This window comes from Stenotrophomonas sp. 71799_Sma (assembly GCF_056482505.1).
In genome coordinates this window covers 2,879,534-2,899,577 of the sequence record NZ_CM151202.1, presented here as the reverse complement: position 1 = coordinate 2,899,577, position 20,044 = coordinate 2,879,534, and the positions used below count along the sequence as shown (strand labels likewise).

The following is a 20,044-nucleotide window of genomic DNA, read 5'->3' as shown; positions in this document are numbered from 1 at the left end:
CAATGCCTTGTCCGGCTCCGTCGTGGATTGCCAGAATGGGGTCTTCCCGTAACGCGGCACAGACCTGAAGCAATGCACGACGCCAAGAACGCCCAGAGCGCGCTCGCCCAGCAGATCGCCCAGACCATCGCCGACGAGATCGGTGCCCAGTCCGCCCAGGTACGTGCCGCCGTCGGCCTGCTCGACGAGGGCGCCAGCGTTCCGTTCATCGCGCGCTACCGCAAGGAAGTGACCGGGGGCCTGGACGACACCCAGCTGCGCAACCTGGAAGTGCGCCTGACCTACCTGCGCGAACTGGAAGACCGTCGCGCGGCGGTGCTGGCCAGCATCGGTGAGCAGGGCAAGCTCAGCGACGAACTGCGCAACGACATCCTGGCCGCCGACACCAAGAGCCGGCTGGAAGACCTGTACCTGCCGTACAAGCCCAAGCGCCGTACCCGCGCCCAGATCGCCCGCGAGGCCGGTCTGGAACCGCTGGCTGATGGCCTGCTGGCCGACCCGACGCAGGACCCTCAGGTCTTCGCGGCTTCCTTCGTCGACACCGACAAGGGCGTGGCCGACACCAAGGCTGCGCTGGAAGGTGCACGCGCGATCCTGATGGAGCGCTGGGGCGAAGATGCCGCGCTGGTCGGTGAGCTGCGCACCTGGCTGGGCGAGACCGGCGTGATCCGTGCCCGCGTGGCCGAGGGCAAGGAAACCGAAGGCGCCAAGTACCGTGACTATTTCGAACACGCCGAGGCACTGGCGAAGATTCCCTCGCACCGCTTGCTGGCGCTGTTCCGTGCGCGCCGCGAGGAGATCCTGTTCCTGGAGCTGGACCCGGGCAACGAGGCCGAGGCCGGCCACCAGTACGCCGAAGGACGCGTGGCGCGCAAGGCCGGCATCGCCGATCAGGGCCGCGCCGCCGACCGCTGGCTGCTGGATGCCTGCCGCCTGACCTGGCGTGCCAAGCTGCACACCCATCTGCTGCTGGACCTGTTCAACCAGGCTCGCGAAAAGGCCGAGGCCGAAGCCATCGCAGTGTTCGGCGACAACCTGAAGGACCTGCTGCTGGCCGCGCCGGCGGGCCCGAAGACCGTACTCGGGCTGGATCCGGGCATCCGCACCGGCTGCAAGATTGCCGTGGTCGATGCCACCGGCAAGCTGGTCGCCACCGACACCATCTACCCGCACGAGCCGCGCCGCCAGTGGGACCAGTCGCTGCAGACGATCAAGCAGCTGTGCGCCAAGCACAACGTGGAACTGATCGCGATCGGCAACGGCACCGCCAGCCGCGAAACCGACAAGCTGGCCGGCGAAGCGATCAAGGCTGCCGCCAACCCGAAGCTGCAGAAGGTGGTGGTCAGCGAGGCGGGCGCGTCGGTGTACTCGGCGTCCGAGTTCGCGGCCAAGGAATTCCCGGGGCTGGACGTGTCGCTGCGTGGCGCGGTGTCCATCGCGCGCCGCCTGCAGGATCCGCTGGCCGAACTGGTCAAGATCGAACCCAAGGCGATCGGTGTCGGCCAGTACCAGCACGACGTGGACCAGTACCGCCTGGCACGGGCGCTGGATGCGCGGGTCGAGGACTGCGTGAATGCCGTGGGCGTGTACGTGAACACCGCTTCGGCCGCGCTGCTGTCGCGCGTGTCCGGCCTGTCGTCCACGGTGGCCGAGAACATCGTGCGCCATCGTGACGACAATGGCCCGTTCAAGCGTCGCAAGGACCTGCTGAAGGTCGCGCGCCTGGGCGAGAAGACCTTCGAGCAGTGCGCCGGCTTCCTGCGTATCGCCGATGGTGACCAGCCGCTGGACGCCTCGGCGGTGCACCCCGAAGCCTACCCGGTGGTCGAGCGCATCGTGGCCAGCACCGCGCGCCCGATCAAGGCGCTGATCGGTGATGGCAGCTTCCTGCGCGGCCTGAAGGCAGAACAGTTCACCGACGACACCTTCGGCGTGCCGACCGTGCGCGACATCCTGAAGGAACTGGAAAAGCCGGGCCGTGACCCGCGTCCGGAGTTCAAGGCGGCGCGCTTCGCCGAGGGCGTCGAGGACATCAAGGACCTGCGCGAGGGCATGGTGCTGGAAGGCGTGGTCAGCAACGTCGCGGCCTTCGGCGCCTTTGTCGATATCGGCGTGCACCAGGACGGCCTGATCCACATTTCGGCGCTCTCCGATACGTTTGTGAAGGACCCGCGCGACGTGGTCAAGGCCGGCGATATCGTCAAGGTGAAGGTGCTGGAGGTGGACGTGGCGCGCAAGCGCATCGCCCTGACCCGGCGCCTGGACGATACCCCGGGCCAGGCCACCAGCCGCCCGGGCCAGCGCGATGACCGCGGCCAGGGGCAGGGGCTGCGCCGCGACGCAGGCGGCCAGAACCGCGGGCCAAACCGGGGCCAGGGCAATGGCGGCCGTCCCGCTCAGTCCGCGCCCCCGGCCAACAACGCCCTGGCGGAGGCCTTCGCCCGCGCCAAGCGCAGTTGAGGACCGTGTCCCCCGTCACGCTTGATTCGTGGCGGGGGACTTGTCGATTTTCCCCGTGATTGCGCACACTTGCGCCTGAGGGGGGCGTTTGGCCTCCCCGCTGTCGCTGGGGAGGGCCATGACGCCAGCAGGACCCGTTGTCTTCGTTGAGGGCTGCAGCGTTGTGCTGCGGCTGCTGCCCGCCTGTGCGGGCCGGGGACCGGATTGATGGCGGGCCAGGGAAACAACGGCAACGGGCTGCTCGAGCGGCGCCTGCAGGAACTGGCAGAGGAGCGCCGGCGCCTGGCCATGATCATCGACGGCACCGCTGCCGGTACCTGGGAATGGAACGTGCAGACCGGCGAAATGCGGGTCAATGCGCGCTGGGCGGAGATTGTCGGCTATCGGCTGGAAGAACTGGAGCCGGTGTGCCAGAAGACGTTCCTGACGCTGGTCCATCCCGACGATATCGCCCTGTCCGACGCGGCGCTCGAGGACCATTTCGAAGGCCGCAGCGACAACTATGTCTGCCTGTTGCGCATGCGCCACAAGAACGGCCAGTGGATGTGGATCCACGACCGTGGCCGCGTGTTCGAATGGGACGGGCAGGGACGACCGCTGTGGATGGCCGGTGCGCACGCCGACGTGACCGAGCTGCAGCAGGCGCGGCAGGATGCGGCCGAGAGCCGGCAGCGATTGCAGGCCGTGGTCGACGCGTCCGATGAGGTGGCGGTGATCGCGACCGATACCGAAGGCACCATCACCCTGTTCAATACCGGCGCGGAACGCCTGCTGGGTTACAGCGCGGAAGAAGTGGTCGGCCAGCGGCGACTGGGTGATTTCCACGATCCGGACGAGCTGGCGGCCTGGCTGCGTCCGCTGGCGGCTGCGGACGGAAGCCTGCCGGGCGCGTTTGAAGCACTCAGCGCCCGCGCCGATGAGCAGACCTATTCACGGCAGTGGACACTGCGGCGCAAGGATGGCCAGCCACGCCAGGTGCGCTTGTCGATCAGCCGCATGGATGGTGCCGGCGGCGCGCGGATCGGCTATGTCGGCATGTCCATCGACATCACCGAGATCCTGCAGGCGCGCGCCGAAGCACGCCTGTCGGCAGAGAAATTCGCCGGTGCGTTCACGTCGGCGGCGCTGGGCATGGCGCTGGTGTCGCTGGAAGGACGCTGGCTGGACGTCAATGACGCACTGTGCCGGATCCTGGGCTACCCCCGCGAAGAACTGCTGCAGGTTGATTTCCAGCGCCTGACCCACCCCGATGACCTGCAGACCGACCTGGCCCTGGTGCAGGATCTGCTGGCCGGGCGGCGCAGCCACTACCACCTGGAAAAGCGCTATCTCGATCGCGACGGCAAGGTGATCTGGGCGCGGCTGTCGGTGTCGCTGGTGCGCACCGAGCACGGTGAACCGCTGCATTTCGTGTCGCAGATCCAGGACATCAGCGCCCAGCGCAGCAGCGAGCAGCGCCTGTTCGAGAGCGAGCAGCGCAGCCGTATCACGCTTGATGCGGTTGCCGACCTGGTGCTCAGTGTCAGCCTGGATGGCCGTATCGACTACGCCAATGCCGCCGCAGTACGCACCCTGGCGGGTGATGGCGCGCTGTCGCTGGCCGGGCACAAGGTGCAGGACGTGCTGGCACTGACCACCGAATATGCGCCCGGCTCGGTACTGGATGTGTCGGTCCTGCTGGACCCGGAAAGCAATGCGGTGGACCTGCACGCCGATCTTCTGCTGCGCCTGGGCACGGCCACGATCCCGGTCGACCTGACCCGTGCCTGGCTGCGCGATGATGAAGGTCATGTACGCGGTGCAGTGTGGGTACTGCGTGATGACACCCAGCAGCGCGCGCGCCAGCGCGAAGCGCGCCATCTGGCCGAGATCGATCCGCTGACCGAGCTGAGCAACCGTCGCGGTTTCGAGGTGCATCTGCAGCAGGCGATCACCCGCGTCGAGCGAACTGGCCAGGCCGCGTCGTTGATGTACATCGACCTGGACCGCTTCAAGCCGGTCAACGACACCTGGGGCCATCTGGCTGGCGATGCCGTGCTGTGGGCGGTGGCCAGCGTGCTGCGCCACGGTGTGCGCGATTCGGACGTAGTGGCGCGTCTGGGCGGCGACGAATTCGCAGTGATCCTGTCCGGCTGCACGCCGCGTCGTGCCGCGCGCATCGGCGGTGAACTGCTGCACACCCTGGCATCGCTGTCGATTCCGTGGGACCGGGACCGCCTGCATGTGGGTGCCAGCATCGGTATCGCGCCATTGGCGGGTGGGATGAGCGTGGACCAGGCCGTGGCGGCGGCTGATGCCCAGTGCTACCGGGCCAAGGCAATGGGTCGCAACAACGTACAGGTGCAGGGCGAGGTCAGTGAGCTGCCCGGCGATGATTCCGAAGCCGCCGAGGGCTGATCTCAGCCTGTGAGAGGGCGTGCGCGAATACTGCGCGCACATCCACTCATGCAGGTGATCCCATGAAGGTCTGGAACCCGGTTGCGATGCGGGCCTACGCCCCGGCGATGGTTGGCTGGTGCCTCGCGCTGGCCGCCTGCCTGCGTGCGGAACAGCTGCGCGGCGACCTTCACGCGCAGGCCCTGCTGCCGGTACTGCAGGGCGGCGCGGTCGCCCTGCTGGTGTTCACGCTGTCCTGTATCGGTGCCGCCAGCATCGTGCTGTGGCGGACGGGCAGGAACGCGGCGGAGTGATGCGGTGGATGGTCACCGCATCCTCCACGTCATGTTGCGTCAGCGCAGTACTTCATCCGAACTGACCAGCTGCACGTCGTGCATCAGATCGAGGTAAGCCTCGTAGTAGCCCTTGTGCGAGGCACCGACGATGGTCAGCATGCGGGTGCCTGGATGCTGGCCCAGGATGTCGCGCATGTTGGCGACCATGCGCAGGTTGCGGGTTTCCCAGTAGCCCACGTAGTTGCGGCCGAAGCCTTCCGGCGAGGGCTCGACGAGGGTCGCGCCGAAATCGCTGTTGAAGGCCACCATCGCGGCCTCGGGCGTGTTGTAGGCGCGATACATTGCGAGCAATCCATCCGGTTGAGCAAGATTGGCCTCCAGTCGTTCATCGGCCGCCCTGCGCGCTTTGACGAAGGAATTGTCCCAGGCACCGCGTATGGCGGCAGCGTAGGCCTTCTGCTGCGATTCCGGTGTTGGCGAATCTGCAGTGTGGTCGTCGACCGACCACAGGCGCTCCAGCCCCAGGCGTGCCGCAAGTACGCCGGCCACCAGTCCGGCCTCGTTGCGGCGGGCCATGCGCGTGTCGAGGAACTGCACCAGTTCCGGTGTCAGGCTGTCCGAAGCACGTCGCTCTTCCCTGGGCAGCCGCAGCCATTGGACGACTGCCGAGCTGCTTTCGCCCGCGGCCAGGAACACGGCGGCCAATCGGCGCCGCTGGGCAGCGGTTGGCGCCTTCGGCCAATCCGCAAGCAGGCGTTCCATCTCCACGTTGGCGCTGGGCACGTCCAGGCCGGTGGCGGCCTGCGCCGGTGCCGGATCGACGCAGTAGTCCGCTACGCTCTCCGCGTATCGGGCCGGATTGCGGCGCATGAAGTCACACTGCAGGCCGGACAGGTTCTCCACCGCGATCGCGGTGGGCCGCCAGGCTTCCAGGCGCTGCAGAAGAGGTTCCAGCATCGCCGGCGTGAAGGTCTCCGGCAGGCTGGACAGGTGCGGGCTGCCCAGCACCAGCACTTCGTTCGGGCGTCCTGCGGGTGGTCCCTTCAGCTGGTCGGGGTGGAAGGCGGGTCGATAGGCGGCGTCGTTGGCCAGCGCGCTGCTGCTGCACAGGGCCAGGAAGAGAAGGCTGGCAAAGCGAGGGAACATGCGATCTCCATGTCGATAAGCATCCTGCGGGACCTTCATGCTGGTCATTTTCTCCTGCTGGGGAATCCCGCATTGGTCATGTAAACCTTTCTGCCTTGAGCTGCATCCTTCTGCTGAGCGATGCTGCACGCAATGCCCAGGCGATGCAGAAGATGACATTGGACGACTGGACCATCGACAGTCCGCGGCTGCACCTCCGGCCTTTCACGCCCGGTGATGCCGACGAGGCATTTGTGGCAATCACACCCGGGCTGACCCGCTATATGGCGTTTGAGCCGCCACCCTCGAAGGAGACGTTTGCTGCCGTCTGGCGGACGTGGCTGCTTACCATCGCCGACGGGACCGACATCACGTTGGTGATCCGCAGGCGCGGGGATGGGGTATTCCTTGGCCTGGCAGGCCTGCATCGAGCCCTTGAAGCAGAACCCGAACTGGGCATCTGGATCGCAGAAGTGATGCATGGGCACGGCTATGGCCGCGAGGCAGTGGCGGCGGTGTGGTCGGCGGCCTCCGGGCGCCTGCGCTGTGCTGCGTTCCGCTACCCGGTGGCGGAACGGAACCGGTCCAGCCGTGCACTGGCTGAGTCCCTTGGTGGGCAGGCTGTGGCACGTGAGCAGGGCGTGAAGTACACGGCAATCGTCTACCGCATTCCGGCTGCAATGCACGGAGTTGCGACGGACGTCGCGGAATCCCGCTAAAGCGGCCGACGGCGTCGCCGATACTCCCTCTGGATCCCGCTCCAGTCACCCGCCGCAGGACCCCAGGCTGCCCCCGACGGGTGGTCCGCGCAGTGTGTTCCGCCGTTTCCAGATGCCGATCGCACCCGCAGCAGACGTTCTTGGCAGTCGCTCGAGAGGTGCCCGTTGGCACCTGTAGTCCCTGGCAACTGATGTTGCCGCCGGGCATCCCGCCCGTCGGGTCACAACCGCTTACCGGACACCGAGGATCAGACAATGCTCATTCCAGGCTTCACGGCAGGCGCGCAGGCGCCGGCCGAGCTGCATACCCGTTGGTCGCCGTGGCGTGCGCTGCTTGGCGTGCTGGCGCCGCAGCAACGCACCAGCACAGAGGCGGCGATGACCGACCGCACCGAGCTGGAAGCGCAGGTGGCCGCGCTGCATCGCGTGCAGGCTGTCATCGAGTTCGCGCTCGACGGCACCATCCTGCGGGCCAATGACAATTTCCTGCAGGCGATGGGTTACCGGCTGGAGGAGATCCAGGGCAAGCATCACTCCCTGTTCGTCGACCCCGAGCAGGCGCGCAGCGCGGAATACCGCGACTTCTGGGTGCGCCTGGGGCGTGGCGAATATGACGCCGGACAGTACCGGCGCTTCGGCAAGGGCCAGCGTGAGGTCTGGATCCAGGCCTCGTACAACCCGGTGCTGGACCGCCAGGGGCGGCCGTACAAGGTGGTCAAGTTCGCGACCGACATCACCGCGCAGAAGCTGCAGGCGGCCGACTCGGCGGGGCAACTGGCCGCGATCGCCAAATCGCAGGCGGTGATCGAGTTCAGCATGGATGGCCGCATCCTGTCGGCCAATGACAATTTCCTGGCCGCTACCGGCTACAGCCTGGACGAAGTGCGCGGGCAGCACCATTCGTTGTTTGTCGAGCCTGAGCATCGCAGCAGCGTCGAGTATCGCCAGTTCTGGGAGAAGCTCGGGCGCGGCCAATATGACGCCGGCCAGTATCGGCGCCTGGGCAAGGGCGGGCGCGAGGTCTGGATCCAGGCATCCTACAACCCGATCCTGGACCTCAATGGCAAGCCGTTCAAGGTCGTCAAGTACGCCACCGACATCACCGCGCAGGTGCACGAGAACCAGGCCATGCAGCGCGCCGTGGCGCAGACCCGCGAGGTGGTGGCTGCCGCCAAGCAGGGCGATCTGACCCAGCGCGTGGCCACCGCCGACAAGAACGGGTCGATCGCCGAACTGTGCGAAGGCGTGAATTCGCTGGTCGAGGCGATGGCCGCGATCATCGGCCAGATCAAGTTCGCCGCGGACACCATCGCAGTCGGCGCGACCGAAATCGCACAGGGCAACAGCGACCTCTCGCAGCGTACCGAGCAGCAGGCGGCCTCGCTGGAGGAAACCGCTGTGTCGATGAAGGGCCTGGCCGAGACCGTGCAGCGCACGGCCACCAACGCGCGCCAGGCCAGCCAGCTGGCCGGTGGAGCGGCCGACGTCGCCGCTCGAGGCGGCACTGTGGTGCATGAAGTGGTCGAGACGATGGCGGTGATCAATGCCTCGTCGCGGCGCATCGTCGACATCATCGGAGTGATCGACGGCATCGCCTTCCAGACCAACATTCTCGCGCTGAACGCAGCGGTGGAGGCTGCGCGTGCCGGTGAACATGGCCGCGGCTTTGCCGTGGTTGCCACTGAGATCCGCGAGCTGTCGCAGCGTTCGGCCAGCGCAGCCAAGGAGATCAAGCACCTGATCGATGAGTCGGTTGCCAATGTGGGCGCCGGCACGGCGCAGGTTGAGAGCGCGGGCCGTACCATGGATGAAATCGTGACCAACGTGCGCCGGGTCAGTGACCTGATGACTGAAATCAGCACGGCCTCGCAGCAGCAGAGCGACGATATCCAGCAGATGAATCATGCGGTCGACCTGATCGATCAGGGCACCCAGCAGAACGCGGCCCTGGTCGAGGAGGCGTCGGCGGCGGCGCGCAGCATGGAAGAGCAGTCGGCGCAGCTGCTGCAGACCGTGGCCAGCTTCCGCGTGCAGGGCGGGGCCGGGCCCCGGCACGGAACAGCGGGGCTGCACGCGGTCTAGGCGCGGCGACCGGACGGGTCTTCCTTGCTATCGGTGTCGCCGCGTACGCAGTTGCGTCCGGCATGTTTGGCGCGATACAGGGCCTGGTCGGCGCGTTCGACCAGGTCGCGCGGATCGCGGTCTTCGCCGGGTGCCTGCCAGGCCACGCCGATGCTGATGGTTACGGTGGCCTCGGGGGCGGGCAGGGCTGCGGCTTCAACCGAAGCGCGCAGCCGTTCGCCCAGGCCCAGGGCGTGGGCGGCATCGGGCGAGGGCAGGGCGGCGATGAACTCTTCGCCGCCATAGCGCGCCAGTAGATCGTCACCCCGTTGCAGGCAGCCATCAAGAATGGCGGCGACCGACTGCAGGCGACGATCGCCCTCCGGATGGCCATAGGTGTCATTGAGCCGTTTGAAGTGGTCGATGTCGATCATCAGTACCGCCAGCCCGAGTCCCTGGCGGCGTGCGCGGCCACGGGCATTGCCAAGAGATTCGTCGAAGCTGCGGCGGTTGCCCAGCCCAGTCAGCGGATCGCGCCGCGCCAGCGTTTCCAGCTCATCGCGCTGGCGCTGGATCTCCACCTGGCTCAGCACGCTGCGCAGGGCATAACCGAGCATGGCACCAATGAAGCCCACCGTGGCCAGGGTGGGCTGCAGGCGCGCGACCAGCAGCGCCACCATCATCAGCAGCAAGGGCAGCATCAACGGCACGCCGGCGTCGACGATGCGGCGCAGGCTGCGCGATACCTCCACCGCCGGATAGCGGCGCTTGCTGGCGGCCATGACGGCCAGCACCACGAACAGTCCGCTGATCAGCAGGTCCCCCCAGTTGCCGTCAGGCAGCTGCGGCTGGTAGGTGTTGATGTAGAACGCCAGCAGGAAATAGCCCAGCGCGTAGATCGCAAGTGTCCGGAAGAAATCGCGGCGGTCGGGATTGTCCTCGGCGAGGAAGCGGATCAGCGCGAAGCAGAACACCAGGCTGTTCTGTAGGTTGCTCATGGCGTTCAGGCACTGCGTCCACAATGCGGCGTTGAAATGCGCCATCGCCCGCGTGTGCCCGAAGTACAGCAGCCACAGCAGCGCGATGATCAGCAGGTCCACCGCGCGGATGCAGCGGTTGCCGCCGCCCGGGCTGGCGGCCACGTAGGTCAGGGGGATGCGGTAGAACACGTACAGGATCAGCGAAGACACGGTCATCTGCGCAGGATCGAGGCCGGCCACATTGCGGTACAGCAGGGCGAGCAGGGCCAGCGAGAACAGGCCCACGGCAGCGCCCAGCGTCCGCCATTTGCAGGCCCCCTGGCGGCTGTCACGCGCACGCCGCACGCAGGCCAGTGCAGCCAGCAACGGCGCAGTGATCAGCATCAGGTAGGAGCCGACCGGGTCCTGCGGGCCAACAAAGGCAATGACGAGCGCGTGCGTGACCAGAAAAAACAGTGCCGCACGCAACGTCATGCATTCCCCCGCCCCCAGCTCCGGCTGGGATCACGATAGGCAGAAGCACGTGTGGCTTGCAAGAAAAGTGTGCGCTGCGTCTATTCCAAAGCTTGCCGGAAGTCGCAGTTGTGTTTCAGCATGGTGACGCGGAGCCTTCGACGCGGGCGTACATCCAGAAGTCACGGGGCTGTCCTCGAACCCGCCGGTAAGCGCGCAGCAGGCCTTCGCGCTGCATGCCGAGGCGTTCCAGCACGGCGATCGAGCGGGCGTTGCTGTCCAGGACAGTCGCCTGGATTCGGACCAGAGCGAGTGCGGCATGGCCCCATTCGAGCACCGCGCGTGCTGCCTGCGTGGCCAGTCCCTGACCCTGCCAGCGCGGATCGAGATCATAGGCAAGTTCGCCGCGGCCATGCGACAGGTCGATTCCGTTCAGGCCAACGGTGCCGATCAGCTGGCTGTCGGCGCCCACCAGCGCCCAGCGCTGGTCCGTTGCCGTGGGCAGGTAACCGGCGATCTGGCAGCGCAGTGCCCTTTCGGAAACGTCGCCCCAGCTGGTGTGCTCGGTCACGCCCGGCAGCGAGAGATAGCGGGCCCAGGCGGCGGCAGCATCCACGTGCAGTGGACGCAGCCGTGCGGGCAGGGTGGCAGGGAGCGTGGGCAGGGCGGGCGCTGGCATCGTCGCCAGTGTCGGCGCCCGGGCCCTGAAATTGCAAAAGGCCAGGTCGGTGACCTGGCCTTTGATGCAGTGGTGCCGGTGAAAGGACTCGAACCTTCATGGGGTCACCCCCGGCTGATTTTGAGTCAGCTGCGTATACCATTCCGCCACACCGGCAGGCAGCGTGCGAGTGTAACCGAGGTCGGCACGGCTTTCATAGTGGGGAGGCCGATCGGGGCGCGTCCTGTCGGCTTCGGCCCTGTCATGGCTATACTGCGGCGGCTTGAATGCCTCCAGGAGCGGTAGCCGATGACAGTGTTGCAGGACCTGAGGGTGCTGGTGGTCGAGAACGACGAGATGAGTGCCGCACTGCTGCAGATGCAGCTGGTGCATGCCGGTGCGACGGTGGTGGGGCTGGCCGCGAGCGTGGCTGAAGCGCTGCGCCTGCTGCAGGCGTCGACCCCGGACGTGGCCCTGCTCGATTACCGCCTGGCCCGCAATGAGACCAGCGAGCCGGTGGCTGCGGCACTGTCGGCGCGCGGAGTGCCGTTCGTGCTGGCCACCGGGATGCAGGCCGAGCAGCTGCCCGAGCCGATGCTGGCCGGCGTGCTGCTGGTCAAGCCCTATCTCTCGGCAGATCTGAGCCAGGCGCTGGTACGCGCAGTGGGCCGCGCCAGCGCCAGCGCCTGATTGGCGCGTGCTGAAGCGGTGGGCGTATCCTGCCCGGGCCTGAATGCTCAGGCCTACAAGGAGAGTGGCATGAAGAAGTGGATCAAGCGCATGGTTGCTGCGGGTGTCCTTTCGATGGCGGTCTTCGGTGGTACGGCCTCTGCCGCGTGGTGTGGCCAGCCCTGTTTCCAGCTCTACAAGAGCTGCATCGCGCGGGGTGGAGAGGTCGAACAATGCCTGCAGGAACAGGCCTTCTGCGAAGAGGCGATGTGCGGCGGCAATCCCTGATCCATGAACCCCGCCCAGGCGGGGTTTTTCATCTGTGCGCGGTGTTCAGCCCGCTTCTTCGTATACGTAGCGGATCTCCTCGCGGTCGTCGAGGATGCGGTACTGCCGCGCCAGGTCATCCGGATCGGGATTGAGCCAGGCATCGAGGTGTTCCTTGCGGATGGGAACGACGCCGCGGTCATGGCCCGCAGCGGCGACGTCGTGCGGAGGCGTGTCGGTGATTGTGGCAAATGACAGGAGGCGACCTTCCGGTCCTTCCCATTCCGCCCACAGGCAGGCCAGCAGCAGGTCGCGCGGGGGATCGGGCCGGAACTCCAGCACCACGTCCTGATCCTTCTCATCGGCACCCAGCGTACGGCAGGCGATGGCGTGGCGTGGCACGTGCTCATAGAACGCCTGCACCACCACCACGCCGTGGCGCAGCCCGAACGCACCGCGCCAATAGCCTTCCAGGCTGTCGCGCCGCGCGTTGTAGGTGCCCGGATATAGCACGTCGTTGCGCGCAGGCTTGTCCGGCAGCCGGCACTGGTAGCGCATCGGCTTGATCACGCGTTTGCCGCTCTCGCTGACCATCACCGGTGCGTAGGTACCGGGGAAAATACGGTTGTCGCGCGGCAGCAGCTGCACCCGGTGCAGATCTTCCAGCCGAGCCTGCGCACGATCGATGCGGTTGCCGGCCACGCGCAGGTCGTTGCGTGCCTTCTGGGTGGGGCGGGTCGCCAGCGTGGCATTGGCAATATCGCGTCGCTCGCGCTGGCGGGCCAGCTCCGCTTCCAGATCCTGGCGTTCCTGCGCATGCCACTGCTGGATTTTCGCGACGATGTCGCGGCCCTGCTCGGTGCGCGCGCCGGCGAAGCCGTCATCCATCGCCTTGGGAGTTCTGGGGCGCTTCTTGCCAGGATCGTGCGCGTACAGCTCCGCGAATTCTTCCAACGACAGGATGGCGCCGAACTCGCGCACCAGCTTGGCGTAGTCGGCGCGGATGAGGGCGGAATAGCACATGGGAACTCTGCGGGCGTGGGTCGCAGCAGCTGCGACATGGATGAGGCAGGATAGCCCGACCTACAGGGAGATAGCGCATGAATGATTCCGTCGCCTGCCAGTTCCGCGACGCCGTGCCCACGGTCGAAGACTATTGCCAGCTGCGTGTGCTGGCGGGCCTCAGTGCCAAGAGCCAGGAGGCGGCGGCACGCGCGCTGCCCAATACCCTGTATGGCGTGTGTGCCTACCAGGGTAACGAGCTGGTGGCGATGGGGCGCATCGTCGGCGATGGGGGCTGCCACCTGCAGGTCTGCGATATCGCTGTGTTGCCGCGCCTGCAGGGTCAGGGCCTGGGCAAGGAAGTGATGCGTCGCCTGGAGGGCTGGATGCAGGCGAACCTGCCGCCGTCGGCATACGTCAGCCTGCTGGCCGATGGTGAGGCGCACCGGTTGTACGCGCAGTTCGGTTTTGCGCCGACAGCACCGGCGTCGATCGGGATGTATCGCCGGTTCTGAGGTGCGGCGCAGGTGAAGCCATCCATGCAAGGCGTGGATCTACGCGGGCTCTGCGGTAGATCCACGCCATGCGTGGACAGGGCCTTCCGGGAATCGCAGGCAAAGAAAAACCCCGGCCGAAGCCAGGGTTTTCAAGAATTGGCGTCCCCACGGGGATTCGAACCCCGGTCGCCACCGTGAAAGGGTGATGTCCTAGGCCTCTAGACGATGGGGACGCACGAAAACTTCAAGTTGTAGATCCTTCGACGGCCTAATGTCGAAGTGGTGGAGCCAAGCGGGATCGAACCGCTGACCTCCTGCATGCCATGCAGGCGCTCTCCCAGCTGAGCTATGGCCCCAATGAAACTCCGGATGATCTGCCGGGAGCAGAGTCCGTTTTGAAACTGGCGTCCCCACGGGGATTCGAACCCCGGTCGCCACCGTGAAAGGGTGATGTCCTAGGCCTCTAGACGATGGGGACGCACGAAAAACTTCAAGTTGTAGAACTTTCGACGGCCTAATGTCGAAAGTGGTGGAGCCAAGCGGGATCGAACCGCTGACCTCCTGCATGCCATGCAGGCGCTCTCCCAGCTGAGCTATGGCCCCGTGTTACCGAGCCGCCTATCATACCTGCGTGTTCACGTTTGTGGAAGCTTTTTTTGAGCTTTTTTCGTTCCGGTTCAACCGCGACCACGAGGGCAGGGGAATCGCAACGCCACAACCTGAATGCCGGTAGGCGGTGAACAAAAAAGACCCGGTTATCGGCCGGGTCCTCGTTGTTCGTGATGAGTGGCGTCCCCACGGGGATTCGAACCCCGGTCGCCACCGTGAAAGGGTGATGTCCTAGGCCTCTAGACGATGGGGACGCAATTCTCATCAATGTTCTTTAGCGACCTTTCGACGGCCTAATGCCGAAAGATTGGTGGAGCCAAGCGGGATCGAACCGCTGACCTCCTGCATGCCATGCAGGCGCTCTCCCAGCTGAGCTATGGCCCCACGTCGCTGAGGAGCGAAATAATAGCCTTGCCCCAGGGGGTTGGCAAGCATTTGTTGCACTTTTCTTCACATGCGTTGCGAAGCCGATGTCAGTCGCCTTTCGCCTGTGCAGCGTCGTCGGTCAGTGCCGCCAGGATCGGGCACTGGTCCAGCGCGCCGTGACCTGGGCAGGCGTCGACCAGCAGCGAAAGTGCAGTGTGCATGCGTTGCAGCTCCGCCATCCGCTGTGCGATGTCCTGCAGGCGTGCCTGCGCGGTGTCGCGCACGCTGCCCATGTCCTGCGAATGGCGATCGCTCAATGCGAGCAGCTCGCCGATCTCTTCAAGGCTGAAGCCCAGCGCCTTGGCGCGGCGGATGAATCGCAGCCGGCGCAGGTCCTGCTCGCCGAAGATGCGGTAGCCACCCGCCGAGCGGGCCGCAGTCGGCAGCAGCTGCTGTCGTTCGTAGTAGCGCACCGTATCGATCGGTACGCCCGCCTGGCGGGCCAGTTGTCCAATGTTCATGGCGGATTCCTGCTGGGGCTGCCGACCATTGTGAAGCCTGGAGTCTGGTCGAGAGTCAAGGCTTGGCCCGGGTGCGCGCATTCAGCGCACTTTGCAACTTTCTTCATAGCCCCGCCGATGGACCAGTTCCTACCCTTCGCCTGAACCGGCCGTTCGATGGCCTGCAACGAACCGAGGAGGTGGTCTGTGGAAGGATTCAGGAACGAAGGATTCGTCGAGATCGCGGTGGTTGAATACCCGGGAGGTGATCCGTCTGCCGCCTCCGTACTGGCTGAAATGGCGCACGTTGCCAATCGCCTTGCCCAGCAGCAGCGTCGGCCGTTCAAGCGGGTGCTGGTCACCCGCTGGATCGTGCCGGCCAGCCAGACCGGGGTGCATCGTATTGCGGGTGCGGAAATGCTCGATGCGGCCATCCCGGCTGTGATCGCGGTTCCCGGCCAGATCAGTGCCGGCGCGTGCCTGCGCGCGGACGAGGTCCTGCTGGACTGGCTGCGTGCGCACTATGACGGCGGGAGTCTGCTGGCCGCCGCCAGTGATGGCGTCAGCGTGCTGGCACGTGCCGGGTTGCTGGCCGGGCGTACGGTCAGTGGCCCCGATCTCGGGCGCCATCCAGGCCTGCAGGCGCAGGCCGCGAGCTGGGTGCCGAGCGAGCGGGCGCTGGTGGATGACGGTGACCTGCTGACGGTCGGCGGGGCCCAGGCCTGGCGCTTCCTTGGCCTGCGATTGTTGTACCGGCTGCACGGGCAGGGCGTGGCCAGTGCGGTCGCACAGCAACTGGGCATCACCGTGCCCGCCACGATCCAGCAGGACCTGGAGCGCTTCAGCGCCAACTTCGCACATGGCGATCGTGATGTGCTGAAGGCACAGCGCTGGCTGCACACCACGGCGGCACGCGGCGCCACCCTTGCCGCGATCTGCGAGGTCTCCGGGCTGGAGCCGCGCACACTGCAGCGGCGGTTCCTAAAGGCCACCGGCCTGCGGCCGATCGAATACTGCCAACGGCTGCGCATCGCCAAGGCGCAGACCCTGCTGCAGCAGGGGGCGGGTATCGATGAGGTGGCGTGGGGTGTCGGCTACGCTGATCAGAGTGCTTTCCGCCGGTTGTTCCTGCGCATCGTTGGCATGACGCCGGCCAACTATCGGCGTCACGTCAGCAGCAAGCGTCGCGAGCGGCCCTTGATGCCGTCGGTGGCAGGCAGCCTGCGCGGGCTGCAATCGGCGTCGGTGATGCAACTGGGGCGCAGCGCGGCCTGATGTCGGCGGCATCGTCGCGCTTGCAACCGGAGCGCGACACTTCGACCATGCAGTCAGTGGACGATTGAACAGGTGGTCTGATGTCGAGCGTTGGGCCGGTGCCGATGCCGGTGGTGTTGATTCTCGTGTGCGTAGTGATTGCCATGGCCGTGGCGCGTCTGTGGCCACGCAGGAAGGACGGCATGCCGCTGCCTTCTGCACCCAGCATGGTTCTGGACATGCTGCTGGTGGGCCTGCTGTGTGGTCGCATCAGCTTCGTGGCCTTGAACTTCGCCCTGTATCGCGAGGCGCCGTGGAGCATTCTGCAGATTGCCGATGGTGGCTACCACCTGGTGGTTGTCCTGGTTGCGGGGTCGGCATGGGGGCTGTGGCGGGTGCGCCCATGGCGGGCGTTGCGCGCCCCGGTGCTGGGCGCGGCGTTGGCGGGTGTGCTGCTATGGGCGGGCGGCAGTCAGCTGCTGTCCGCATGGCAGGAGCGTCAGATGCCCTTGCCGGTACTGCAGGTTGCTGATCTGCAGGGGGGCAGGGTTGATCTGCAGCAGTTCCGGGGAAAACCGCTTGTGCTGAATCTCTGGGCGACCTGGTGCGGGCCCTGCCGGCGCGAGATGCCGGTCCTGGCTGCGGCGCAGCAGGCACATGCGGATGTGCAGTTCGTGTTCCTCAACCAGGGTGAAACCCTTGAGGAGGTCCAGGGTTTCGTTGCGCGCGAACGGCTGCTGCTGCACAACGTTTTGCTCGATGATGACGCTGCGGCATCCACGGTGCTGGGCGTGCAGGCCTATCCCTCGACCCTGTTCTTCGATGCCGAAGGGCGCCTGCGTGAACTGCACCTGGGCGAACTGACGGCAGCCGGTCTTGAACACAAACTGCGCCGGCTGCGGTAGCCTGCGCGGGCATCTCACTACGGAGTTCCCATGTTGTCGACTTCCCTGCGCACCGCCCCTGCGGTGCTGTTGCTGCCGGTCCTGCTGGCATTGGCTGCCTGCAGCCAGGCACAGACGCCACCGGGCAAGACCGCCGCGGCACCGGCAGCGAGCGCCACAGCCACGGCCAACAAGGGCGATCGCCCTGCGGTGCTGAAGGGCATCGAGAAGCATGGTTTCGAGGTCGTCGCAGAATTCGATGCCCCCGGTGGCCTGCGGGGCTTCGCCGGCGTGGTCGGCGGCCAGCAGCCGGCAGCGGCCTATGTCACTGCTGACGGCAAGAACGTACTGGTCGGCAGCCTGTTCGATGCGGAGGGCAACGATGTAGCCGCTGAGGCCGTTGAAAAGCTGGTGGCTTCGCCGATGTCGGCCAAGATGTGGACCAAGCTGGAAGCCAGCGCCTGGGTGCGTGATGGCAAGGCCGATGCGCCGCGCGTGGTCTATACCTTCAGCGATGCCAACTGCCCGTACTGCCACAAGTTCTGGGAAGCGGCACGGCCGTGGGTCGATGCCGGCAAGGTGCAGCTGCGTCACATCATGGTCGGCGTGATCCGCGAGGACAGCCCGGCCAAGGCCGCGGCGATCCTTGCCGCGCGTGACCCGAGTGCGGCGCTGCTGCAGAACGAGCACGATTTTGATCGCGGTGGCATCAAGGCGCTGCCGAACATCAGCCGCGAGATCGCTGGCAAGCTCGACGCCAATCAGGTGCTGATGATCGAGATGGGCTTCCAGGGCACACCGGGCATCCTGTTCCAGGACGCACAGGGCCAGGTGCAGCGTCGTGCGGGTCTGCCGCAGGGTGCCGATCTGCAGACGGTGCTTGGCCCGCGCTGAGTGGCGCCAGACCCATGAAACATTGCGCAGGCCCGCATGGCAGCATGCGGGCCTGTCGCATTCCATGGCGGGCATTGCGGTTGTGGGCCCGCGCAACAGTGGTTCATCGTCACGTCTGAATCGTGACTGACATCAAGCATCCCGCCTTGATTCCAATCAAGGCCAAAAACGACAGGCGGATTAGCCTGTGACGCATGGAATACAGCGTCAATGCGCGATGGATGCCGCGCTCGCCACGCCCTGATCAGGGTCGGCTGGCACAGCCATTCACGACACTCTCACTCCGTGCTTGTTACCCAGACCGCTGCGGTCGCCACCTCTCTGGCAGCGCGGCCTTGATGGCGTCGACATCGGTGCGGGCAGGGCAGTGTCATCGTCCTGTTGCCTGCCATGCGCAGGCTGGCCGGTGTCGTCGACGCAGTATCCGCATTTCCAGCAACGGCAGCACGAGGCCGGAGTGGCGCATGCGTGCGTCCTGTCTGCGTGCTGCGAACAGGGGTCGTCCAGGGAGGATGCAATGCGCGTGGGGGTACTGAGCCTGGCCTGTGTGACAGCACTGGCGATCACGCCGGCGTATGCACAGGTGGATGACAAGGAGGACGCGCAGGCGCTGCGTCGTGAGATTGCGGCCATGCGGCAGGCGCTGGAGGGCATGCAGCAGCGTTTGGACCGCCTTGAGCAGCGCGACGCAACCGTTGCGCCTGCTACAGCACAGGCACCCGCCGCCGTGGTCGCGCCTGCCAGCACTGCCAACCTGCTGCACCCCACCCAGGTACCGGGCGTGGCACAGCCGGTGCTGCCGCAGCGCGAATCGGTGGCCGATCCGTCCACCGCCGCGTCGCGACCGGACAGTGCGGCCGGCCCGACCGATCCGGATCTGAAGGGCTTCTTCGCCATTCCGGGTACTGACACGGTGATCCGTATCGGCGGCTACGCCAAGCTGGATGCCATCGCCGATTCGCGTGCAGCGGGGGATGAGGATCAGTTCATTCCCTCGTCGATGCCGGTCGGTGGCAGTCATCGTGATGTCTCGAACTTCAACATCCATGCCAAGCAGACCCGCTTCAGTTTTGAGGCGCGACGTCCGACCACGCACGGCAACCTGCGCTTCTACCTGGAGAATGACTTCTTCGGTAGCAGTGACGGCTACGAATTCCGCCTGCGCCATGCCTATGGCCAGCTGGGCAATACCTACGCCGGTTACGGCTACTCCAGCTTCATGGATCCGGACAGCCTGCCTGACACATTGGACTTCGCAGGGCCCGGTGGTGCCGGCTACCTGTTGGTGGCGGGCATCCACCACAGTTTCGCGATGGGCAAGGGCAACACCCTGACCGTCGCCGCCGAAGATCCGAAGACCGAACTTGCCGGCGCCAGCGATGAGCGAGCCGCAGTGAACCGCCTGCCCGACGTGACGGTGACCGCGCGCATGGAGCGCGACTGGGGCCACCTGCAGCTGGGCGCGGTGGCACGCAGCCTGGCCTATGACGGCGATGGCGAGCGCGACCGGCGTATGGCCGGTGGCCTGCAACTCAGCGGTTCGGCCTCGGTAGGCGAGCGCGACCTGCTGCTGTTCGGTGCCCTCGGCGGGCGCGGCCTCAGCCGTTACACCGCCGACCTGACCGGCTCCGGACTGGACGCGGTGGTCAGTGCCGATGGCCGTCTAGACGCGCTGGACCTGCACGGCGGTTTCGTCGGCTACACCCATTACTGGTCCGAGCTGTGGCGTTCGAACCTGATCTTCGGCCAGCTGACCCTGGAGCGGAATGCTGCATTGGCAGCCGACGCATTCCGTCAGAGCCGCTACGGCGTGTTCAACCTGATCTGGAGCCCGGCACCGTCGTGGACGATGGGCATGGAGCTGCTGTACGGCCGCCTGGAACAGCAGAGCGGCGCGCGCGGCGACACGGTCCGGGTGCAGGGCAGTCTGCAATACAACTTCATCAAATAGGCGCCAGCGGTCGTACGCCAGCG

The 20,044-nt window shown here is 66.2% G+C and carries 17 protein-coding genes and 7 tRNA genes; 12 read left to right on the top strand and 12 right to left on the bottom strand.

What is annotated here, in order from left to right; all coding sequences use genetic code 11:
- Positions 1 to 72: 72 nt before the first annotated feature.
- From ACZK4Z_RS13405 to ACZK4Z_RS13395, 3 genes are all read left to right on the top strand, one after another.
- Complete coding sequence (locus tag ACZK4Z_RS13405; protein WP_180837815.1) at positions 73 to 2,460, top strand: Tex family protein; 2,388 nt, start codon at positions 73 to 75, stop codon at positions 2,458 to 2,460.
- Between the two features lie 207 nt (positions 2,461 to 2,667).
- A complete protein-coding gene (locus ACZK4Z_RS13400) occupies positions 2,668 to 4,857 on the top strand; it encodes a PAS domain S-box protein (protein ID WP_125894544.1) in 2,190 nt (729 codons plus the stop codon).
- Between the two features lie 62 nt (positions 4,858 to 4,919).
- A complete protein-coding gene (locus tag ACZK4Z_RS13395; RefSeq protein ID WP_125894546.1) occupies positions 4,920 to 5,150 on the top strand; it encodes a hypothetical protein in 231 nt (76 codons plus the stop codon).
- A gap of 39 nt (positions 5,151 to 5,189) precedes the next feature.
- Here ACZK4Z_RS13395 and ACZK4Z_RS13390 read toward each other — a convergent pair whose 3' ends face one another.
- Positions 5,190 to 6,278, bottom strand: coding sequence for a DUF5694 domain-containing protein (locus ACZK4Z_RS13390; protein ID WP_032129389.1), 1,089 nt, complete (start codon positions 6,276 to 6,278; stop codon positions 5,190 to 5,192).
- A 95-nt stretch (positions 6,279 to 6,373) separates the two neighbouring features.
- Here ACZK4Z_RS13390 and ACZK4Z_RS13385 point away from each other — a divergent pair, with 95 nt between their 5' ends.
- A complete protein-coding gene (locus ACZK4Z_RS13385; protein WP_258015780.1) occupies positions 6,374 to 6,976 on the top strand; it encodes a GNAT family N-acetyltransferase in 603 nt (200 codons plus the stop codon).
- A gap of 255 nt (positions 6,977 to 7,231) precedes the next feature.
- A complete protein-coding gene (locus ACZK4Z_RS13380) occupies positions 7,232 to 9,058 on the top strand; it encodes a methyl-accepting chemotaxis protein (RefSeq protein ID WP_125894548.1) in 1,827 nt (608 codons plus the stop codon).
- On the opposite strand, the gene ACZK4Z_RS13375 is transcribed toward ACZK4Z_RS13380, so the two are convergent.
- From ACZK4Z_RS13375 to ACZK4Z_RS13365, 3 genes are all read right to left on the bottom strand, one after another.
- Positions 9,055 to 10,491, bottom strand: a complete 1,437-nt coding sequence (locus tag ACZK4Z_RS13375) for a GGDEF domain-containing protein (protein WP_125894550.1) — start codon at positions 10,489 to 10,491, stop codon at positions 9,055 to 9,057. The two genes, ACZK4Z_RS13380 and ACZK4Z_RS13375, sit on opposite strands and share 4 nt — an antisense overlap.
- Positions 10,492 to 10,606: 115 nt before the next feature.
- Complete coding sequence (locus tag ACZK4Z_RS13370) at positions 10,607 to 11,149, bottom strand: GNAT family N-acetyltransferase (protein WP_125894552.1); 543 nt, start codon at positions 11,147 to 11,149, stop codon at positions 10,607 to 10,609.
- Between the two features lie 70 nt (positions 11,150 to 11,219).
- A tRNA-Leu gene (locus tag ACZK4Z_RS13365) sits at positions 11,220 to 11,305 on the bottom strand.
- Between the two features lie 132 nt (positions 11,306 to 11,437).
- Here ACZK4Z_RS13365 and ACZK4Z_RS13360 point away from each other — a divergent pair.
- Both ACZK4Z_RS13360 and ACZK4Z_RS13355 read left to right on the top strand, forming a co-directional pair.
- Complete coding sequence (locus ACZK4Z_RS13360; protein WP_032129385.1) at positions 11,438 to 11,818, top strand: response regulator; 381 nt, start codon at positions 11,438 to 11,440, stop codon at positions 11,816 to 11,818.
- Positions 11,819 to 11,887: 69 nt separating this feature from the next.
- Positions 11,888 to 12,085 carry a hypothetical protein gene (locus ACZK4Z_RS13355; RefSeq protein ID WP_010484956.1) on the top strand — a complete coding sequence of 66 codons (198 nt, stop codon included), beginning with the start codon at positions 11,888 to 11,890 and terminating at the stop codon, positions 12,083 to 12,085.
- A 45-nt stretch (positions 12,086 to 12,130) separates the two neighbouring features.
- On the opposite strand, the gene ACZK4Z_RS13350 is transcribed toward ACZK4Z_RS13355, so the two are convergent.
- A complete protein-coding gene (locus ACZK4Z_RS13350; protein WP_049461923.1) occupies positions 12,131 to 13,087 on the bottom strand; it encodes an SOS response-associated peptidase family protein in 957 nt (318 codons plus the stop codon).
- 77 nt (positions 13,088 to 13,164) lie between these two features.
- Here ACZK4Z_RS13350 and ACZK4Z_RS13345 point away from each other — a divergent pair, with 77 nt between their 5' ends.
- Positions 13,165 to 13,581, top strand: coding sequence for a GNAT family N-acetyltransferase (locus ACZK4Z_RS13345; protein ID WP_010484960.1), 417 nt, complete (start codon positions 13,165 to 13,167; stop codon positions 13,579 to 13,581).
- 139 nt (positions 13,582 to 13,720) lie between these two features.
- On the opposite strand, the gene ACZK4Z_RS13340 is transcribed toward ACZK4Z_RS13345, so the two are convergent.
- From ACZK4Z_RS13340 to ACZK4Z_RS13310, 7 genes are all read right to left on the bottom strand, one after another.
- A tRNA-Glu gene (locus ACZK4Z_RS13340) sits at positions 13,721 to 13,796 on the bottom strand.
- Between the two features lie 47 nt (positions 13,797 to 13,843).
- Positions 13,844 to 13,919: transfer RNA gene (locus tag ACZK4Z_RS13335), tRNA-Ala, on the bottom strand.
- A 46-nt stretch (positions 13,920 to 13,965) separates the two neighbouring features.
- A tRNA-Glu gene (locus tag ACZK4Z_RS13330) sits at positions 13,966 to 14,041 on the bottom strand.
- A 49-nt stretch (positions 14,042 to 14,090) separates the two neighbouring features.
- Positions 14,091 to 14,166: transfer RNA gene (locus ACZK4Z_RS13325), tRNA-Ala, on the bottom strand.
- A 184-nt stretch (positions 14,167 to 14,350) separates the two neighbouring features.
- Positions 14,351 to 14,426: transfer RNA gene (locus ACZK4Z_RS13320), tRNA-Glu, on the bottom strand.
- A gap of 54 nt (positions 14,427 to 14,480) precedes the next feature.
- Positions 14,481 to 14,556, bottom strand: a tRNA-Ala gene (locus ACZK4Z_RS13315).
- A gap of 89 nt (positions 14,557 to 14,645) precedes the next feature.
- Complete coding sequence (locus ACZK4Z_RS13310; protein ID WP_032129382.1) at positions 14,646 to 15,059, bottom strand: heavy metal-responsive transcriptional regulator; 414 nt, start codon at positions 15,057 to 15,059, stop codon at positions 14,646 to 14,648.
- A gap of 186 nt (positions 15,060 to 15,245) precedes the next feature.
- On the opposite strand from ACZK4Z_RS13310, the gene ACZK4Z_RS13305 reads away from it, so the two are divergent.
- The 4 genes from ACZK4Z_RS13305 (at position 15,246) to ACZK4Z_RS13290 (ending at position 20,021) form a co-directional block, all read left to right on the top strand.
- The gene (locus tag ACZK4Z_RS13305) at positions 15,246 to 16,313 is read left to right on the top strand and encodes a GlxA family transcriptional regulator (protein ID WP_125894554.1); all 1,068 of its coding nucleotides are present in this window, start codon (positions 15,246 to 15,248) and stop codon (positions 16,311 to 16,313) included.
- An 80-nt stretch (positions 16,314 to 16,393) separates the two neighbouring features.
- The gene (locus ACZK4Z_RS13300; protein WP_032129380.1) at positions 16,394 to 17,197 is read left to right on the top strand and encodes a TlpA disulfide reductase family protein; all 804 of its coding nucleotides are present in this window, start codon (positions 16,394 to 16,396) and stop codon (positions 17,195 to 17,197) included.
- A 30-nt stretch (positions 17,198 to 17,227) separates the two neighbouring features.
- The gene (dsbG, locus tag ACZK4Z_RS13295; protein ID WP_032129379.1) at positions 17,228 to 18,070 is read left to right on the top strand and encodes a thiol:disulfide interchange protein DsbG; all 843 of its coding nucleotides are present in this window, start codon (positions 17,228 to 17,230) and stop codon (positions 18,068 to 18,070) included.
- Between the two features lie 517 nt (positions 18,071 to 18,587).
- Entirely contained in the window at positions 18,588 to 20,021 is a 1,434-nt protein-coding gene (locus tag ACZK4Z_RS13290; protein ID WP_125894558.1) for a DcaP family trimeric outer membrane transporter, read from the top strand.
- The last annotated feature ends 23 nt before the right edge of the window (positions 20,022 to 20,044 follow it).

Coding starts and splice junctions, on each gene's coding strand:
- ACZK4Z_RS13405 (WP_180837815.1), top strand. CDS start 73: ATGCACGACGCCAAGAACGCCCAGAGCGCGCTCGCCCAGCAGATCGCC.
- ACZK4Z_RS13400 (WP_125894544.1), top strand. CDS start 2,668: ATGGCGGGCCAGGGAAACAACGGCAACGGGCTGCTCGAGCGGCGCCTG.
- ACZK4Z_RS13395 (WP_125894546.1), top strand. CDS start 4,920: ATGAAGGTCTGGAACCCGGTTGCGATGCGGGCCTACGCCCCGGCGATG.
- ACZK4Z_RS13390 (WP_032129389.1), bottom strand. CDS start 6,278: ATGTTCCCTCGCTTTGCCAGCCTTCTCTTCCTGGCCCTGTGCAGCAGC.
- ACZK4Z_RS13380 (WP_125894548.1), top strand. CDS start 7,232: ATGCTCATTCCAGGCTTCACGGCAGGCGCGCAGGCGCCGGCCGAGCTG.
- ACZK4Z_RS13375 (WP_125894550.1), bottom strand. CDS start 10,491: ATGACGTTGCGTGCGGCACTGTTTTTTCTGGTCACGCACGCGCTCGTC.
- ACZK4Z_RS13370 (WP_125894552.1), bottom strand. CDS start 11,149: ATGCCAGCGCCCGCCCTGCCCACGCTCCCTGCCACCCTGCCCGCACGG.
- ACZK4Z_RS13360 (WP_032129385.1), top strand. CDS start 11,438: ATGACAGTGTTGCAGGACCTGAGGGTGCTGGTGGTCGAGAACGACGAG.
- ACZK4Z_RS13355 (WP_010484956.1), top strand. CDS start 11,888: ATGAAGAAGTGGATCAAGCGCATGGTTGCTGCGGGTGTCCTTTCGATG.
- ACZK4Z_RS13350 (WP_049461923.1), bottom strand. CDS start 13,087: ATGTGCTATTCCGCCCTCATCCGCGCCGACTACGCCAAGCTGGTGCGC.
- ACZK4Z_RS13345 (WP_010484960.1), top strand. CDS start 13,165: ATGAATGATTCCGTCGCCTGCCAGTTCCGCGACGCCGTGCCCACGGTC.
- ACZK4Z_RS13310 (WP_032129382.1), bottom strand. CDS start 15,059: ATGAACATTGGACAACTGGCCCGCCAGGCGGGCGTACCGATCGATACG.
- ACZK4Z_RS13300 (WP_032129380.1), top strand. CDS start 16,394: ATGTCGAGCGTTGGGCCGGTGCCGATGCCGGTGGTGTTGATTCTCGTG.
- dsbG (WP_032129379.1), top strand. CDS start 17,228: ATGTTGTCGACTTCCCTGCGCACCGCCCCTGCGGTGCTGTTGCTGCCG.
- ACZK4Z_RS13290 (WP_125894558.1), top strand. CDS start 18,588: ATGCGCGTGGGGGTACTGAGCCTGGCCTGTGTGACAGCACTGGCGATC.